The organism is Amycolatopsis speibonae (assembly GCF_042647925.1).
In the GTDB taxonomy this organism is placed as follows: Bacteria; Actinomycetota; Actinomycetes; order Mycobacteriales; family Pseudonocardiaceae; genus Amycolatopsis; species Amycolatopsis speibonae.
Map to the genome: position 1 here is coordinate 1 of NZ_JBHRWK010000136.1, position 1,201 is coordinate 1,201.

The window sequence follows — 1,201 nt, forward strand, 5'->3', positions numbered from 1 at the left end:
TACTGCAACGGCAGTTCGGTGAGTGGGTAGCCTCGTCGTTTGTAGTGGCTGAGGCGGGCTTGGTGTTGTCGTCGGCGGCGGAAGTGTGACCAGTGCCAGATGTGGTCGGCGGTGTCGGCGACACGCAGGATGAGTTTGGTGAGCAGGCGTCGGATCTCCGGTAGCGTGAATCCGATCATGTCTGGGTCGTCGACGCCAATTCCCCTTTTATGGCAAGGGATCTGGTGGCGGCGAGCCAGGCGTGGGCGAGCATGGACAGGGTGATGTGGGCGTACCAGGCCCGCCAGGACCGGGCCTGGTAGTGGTCGAGCCCGGCTTCGTTTTTGGCTTGCTGGAAGCATTCCTCGATCCGCCAGCGAGTGCCGGCGATCCAGGCCAGGTCCAGCAGTGTCGAGCGGCGAGGCCCGTAGCAGACGTAGTAGGCGATCTCGGTCGGATCCGAGATCGAACGCCGCGCCAGTAGCCAGTGCCCGCGCCCGGCCCGCCAGCCGATGCGGATCGGTGTCCGCGCCCAGTCGTACTCGCGGGGCCCGTGCGCACCGGCGCCGACCGACAACCGTCGCCACGCCTGGAGGGGCAGAGCGGCGATCAGCTCGTCCGCCCGGCGCTCGCCGCCGTCGGCGGTGATCAAGGTGTCGTTGACCTTGGTGGACAGCACATGCGCGGCGTCGTGGTCTTCCAGCCATGTCCGCAAGTACTTGACCTGACCGTATGCCTCATCGGCGGTGATCCACGCGAACGGCGCACCCGCCTCGAACGCCCGTGCCAGCATCGCCATCGCGTGACGTGGTTTGGTCTCGAACTCGATCTCGTCGGGGATCCCCGCTCGCCGGGCACGGTCGCGGTCGGCGAGCCACGGCTCCGGCAAATACAATTCCCGATCGATCAGCGCATGCCCACGATCCGAGGCATACGCCAGGAAAGTCCCGATCTGGCAGTTCTCGATCCGGCCTGCGGTTCCGGAGTACTGCCGCTGAACACCGGCGGACCGCACACCTTTCTTCAGGAATCCGGTGTCGTCGACGATCAGCACACCACCCGGCTCGCCGAGGTGCTCGATCACGTAGTCCCGCAGATCGTCACGGACCCCGTCGATGTCCCAGTCCGCCCAGCGCAGCAACCGCTGCATCCCGTCCGGCGACACCTCACCCGCCTGTTCAGCCAGCGTCCAGCCGTTCTTCCGCTCCAGGCCCGCCACCAG

Annotated in this window: 1 protein-coding gene; it reads right to left on the reverse strand. The window is 66.5% G+C overall.

The features are described 5' to 3' along the window. Positions 1-175: 175 nt before the first annotated feature. Positions 176-1,201: IS701 family transposase (locus ACFOSH_RS42480; protein ID WP_378247220.1), on the reverse strand; the 1,026-nt coding region annotated here is incomplete at its 5' end.